We start from the raw sequence: 3,304 nt of genomic DNA, 5'->3' as shown, positions 1-3,304 counted from the left end.
GCCCCCGCCCAGCCACCTTCTCCGTTTCTGGCGTTTCGAAATCATCGAAAAGGCCGGATCGGGGCGACCCGATCCGGCCTTTTTCAATGGCAGCTGATTCCCGGGAGGCCTACTCCAACTGGGTGCCCTTGTCTTGGGCTGGGCAGGAGGAGTGCAGCCAGTGGGATCGCCCTGGTTAGCGATGGTTTCGGGATGGCGCATCGGTTAGGCTTCCTTAGTAGAGTGAAAGATAAGGAGCACCGATATGCCGGCAGGGAGGGCGCCAAGCCCGCTGTTTCCAAGGCTCGAAACCTTGGACGCCACGGGGTTCAGCGGCACGCCCTATACGCCAGCGGCCAACATCGAGGAGACGCTGCTGGTTCCCGGCCGAGCAGCTCAAGGCTCAGGTAAAGGTCAGAGGCGACTCGATGGACGGCACCCTCGCCGATGGCGACTGGGCGCTGGTGGATCGCAGCCACCGAGAGCCGAAGCTGGAAGGGGGGCTGCTCTGGTTCATGGCGAACGCCGCATCAAGCGCGTGCAGCGCGCCGCTGGCGGGGCCTGGCTGCTGATCAGCGACAACGATCATTACCAGCCGGAGCTGATCAAGCCCGAGGACATGAAAGACGTTCAGATCCTGGGGCGGTGCGAGATTCGGATTGGGCGGATCTCGTGGCGGTAAAACTGCATTCCTGCAAAGACGGGAAGCTTTAAGCGCGGCGGGAAGCCGCCGCGTTCGATAAGAAGTCGCCCGGAAAGATTGGTACGCAAGGAGCCGAAGGGATGAAAATAAATAAAGTAATTGTACATGAGCTGGTAAAAGAACGGCATAAACCAATAGAAAACTCTAACTACCGGCCCTTGGTCTTGGATAACACCCACCCTCTGGTCATCAAGCTTGTAGAGGGAGTAACCAAGATCTATGGAGATCGCTACAATGGTGCTCATTATGGCACCTTTGTTGATGGAGATGGTCGGGGACAGTTTCCTGATGAGTTTCAAGGTTATGCTAGAAAAGATGGACCAACTGATCTTGATTTTATCAAAATCAGTCATATAGGTATGCATAGGCTTTACGATAAAGGGTCTGTCAGCGCTGCATCAGGTGGGTATATCCTGTTTTCTGATTTGGTCGCAGACGGTGTGCGATACTTCCTTGTGGTCATGATCAAAAAGACCCCGGGCATGCGGCTTTCAGAAGACTTGAGCCCTGAAGAGCTTGAGCAACTTGATCTTAGTAAGCTCCATCAGGCTGCAAGAATCAACTTTGTGCGGTATGGTGAGTATGAGAACGCTACTGTAGAAGAAAAAAGGGAGCTTAATTACCTAAGCTTTATAAGTCCCGCTTCTTCTCGATCTGCATCTGGATATTTCATTACAGCTCTAGGTTGTTCGGAGGGTAATACCTCAAATCGAGCAACCACGAATCTAATTCGTGGATCGAGGAAGTTCTTTAAGGAAAATGATAGCATCAAGCATAATAAAGACGCATTTATGTCAGATCTATATGCGTATTTGCATGAGAGGCTAGAGAATAAGGATCCGGTTAAGCTTTCTGAGGTTGCGAATATCGCCAGTAATCATGTTCCGCATGATTTAGGAGACGAGGCTCAAGAGATCGTTGGTGAGTTCGTGGCAGTTTTAAATAGCGATGAATTGGCCATTCCCGTTGAGTTTCCAGTAAGTAAAGCTTCTCTAAATCGCCATACGCATGTTACTGCCAAGTCCCCGAATTGGAAATTTGTTTTTGAAAAAGTTGCTTTGGGCACTGACCCAGCCTCAGAAATATTTTATAATAAAGACCAAGGGAGTTTGACAATCACTCAGCTTCCGCCGGAAGTGATTCAGCAGCTTGACCAAGAGATTAGTGATCATGGCGATGGTCAAGGACGAGATGGCGATGATGAGGGTTAACTAAGTGAGCTTGTCTCCTTTAGTCCAGTTATACAGGCTGGTAAAAGCTCCAGCCATCATGAATGGACGGATCGAAGCTGAGACAGAGTTCGGCGACGAGGTTCGTGATCTTGTGAATCAGGTTCGTCAAGATACCACTCTTGGGCGGTTTTTAGACATTGAAGTCGATGAAGAGGACTGCACTGATGAGGACCCGCTTCCTGTGTTTGGAAGGAAGCTATCCTTTGAGTTTCTATTGAGTACTGGTGGAGCTGAAAGATTTTATAGGAATTTCGACGATCTAATTAATAGCAATGCGTCGATTAGCAGTGGTCATGCTCCCGGTGAGTTTTATCTTGTTGAAGAGAGATGTTATTCAAGAGACCAAGGATTAGATCCATGCGTGGAGTCGCTTGGAGTTTTTTGCGATTTTGTCAAGAAGCTCTCTTGTCTTGCTCATTATCACGATGCAAAGGCAACCGCTAGCGGTTTAAACCTCGTCTTTATCCATCCAGAAGAAGGCGGTGGTCAGAGCACTGTTGCTATAAAGGCAAAAGCTGATCCCAGGGTCGTTTCGAAAGCAGGTGAGATGGATCTCAGTCTGTTGAGCTCTCTGTGCGATAATGATCAAACAACGGATATGCATTACCATGAGAAACTCAATGTTTTTTCGAGTACGCTGATAGATTTCGTTAAAGGCGACAAGGCTAGAGTAGGCGCTTTTGATCATCTCGTTGATAAGTGGGATGAGTTTGTAGACTTATATAATAAGAATATTGGCACCTATATGAGCGGCTTTGCTTTCCATAAAGCAAAGCGAGAGGTTGCTGAAGCTGAAGTTTCAATTTCTGAGCAATTCTCCAAAATTTTATCAGATATTACAACGCGAGTCTTGAGTATTCCCCTTTCTTTTGCTGCCATTGTTGCCTTGATAAAATCAGAGGGTTTTTGGGAGAGTTATTTTATTGTTGTTGGCATTTTTCTTGCTTCCTTGATAATATCCCAGTTGGTTTCAAACCAGCAAAGACAGTTTAATAGGGTTGTAAAGTCTAAAGCTTTGGTCTTGGGGTCTTTTGAAGGAAGAAGAGAGGTTTATCCTGAAGATCTAAGGAATCACCTGGAAGACTTGGAAGTTGATCTCGATAATCACGAGAAACGAGTTAGAAGAACCCTTTGGGTTTTTAGGGTGTTGAGTTGGGCTCCTGTCTTCTCTGCGTTGTTGGTATTCATGATGATTTATACCAATTGGTTCTCATGAGATGGTGGCGGCATTATTGTGATCTCTGGTATGGTGCTTTCTCCCTCGTTGCCTATCCGCTTAGGCTTAAGGGGGGCGTTATGATTCTAGAGTATTAAACCCTGCTTATTCATGAGGCCAGCCTGAAAACGAAGATAGCGGATGGTATTCTCTTGAGAAATCAGAACGTTCCGG

General features: G+C 47.5%; 4 protein-coding genes. All 4 read left to right on the top strand.

Annotated features, from left to right (window positions below; all coding sequences use genetic code 11):
* Positions 1–407 precede the first annotated feature (407 nt).
* The 4 genes from IHD13_RS17935 to IHD13_RS17925 all read left to right on the top strand — a co-directional run bounded on the left by IHD13_RS17935 (position 408) and on the right by IHD13_RS17925 (position 3,130).
* Positions 408–551, top strand: a complete 144-nt coding sequence (locus IHD13_RS17935; RefSeq protein WP_195862402.1) for a hypothetical protein — start codon at positions 408–410, stop codon at positions 549–551.
* Positions 518–661 carry a hypothetical protein gene (locus tag IHD13_RS18610; RefSeq protein WP_442786579.1) on the top strand — a complete coding sequence of 48 codons (144 nt, stop codon included), beginning with the start codon at positions 518–520 and terminating at the stop codon, positions 659–661. The genes IHD13_RS17935 and IHD13_RS18610 overlap by 34 nt, the downstream gene beginning before the upstream one ends.
* A 101-nt stretch (positions 662–762) precedes the next feature.
* Positions 763–1,893: a nucleoid-associated protein gene (locus tag IHD13_RS17930; protein WP_195862401.1), complete on the top strand. Its 1,131-nt coding sequence runs from the start codon at positions 763–765 to the stop codon at positions 1,891–1,893.
* Positions 1,894–1,897: 4 nt separating this feature from the next.
* Entirely contained in the window at positions 1,898–3,130 is a 1,233-nt protein-coding gene (locus tag IHD13_RS17925; RefSeq protein WP_195862400.1) for a hypothetical protein, read from the top strand.
* Positions 3,131–3,304 lie beyond the last annotated feature (174 nt).

It is taken from the genome of Halomonas sp. 328, assembly GCF_015645095.1.
Classification (GTDB): Bacteria; Pseudomonadota; Gammaproteobacteria; order Pseudomonadales; family Halomonadaceae; genus Bisbaumannia.
This window is presented reverse-complemented; position numbering and strand designations above follow the sequence as displayed.

What these genes read in the sequence shown, in the direction of transcription:
- IHD13_RS17935 (WP_195862402.1), top strand. Translation starts at nt 408, where the DNA reads ATGGACGGCACCCTCGCCGATGGCGACTGGGCGCTGGTGGATCGCAGC.
- IHD13_RS17930 (WP_195862401.1), top strand. Translation starts at nt 763, where the DNA reads ATGAAAATAAATAAAGTAATTGTACATGAGCTGGTAAAAGAACGGCAT.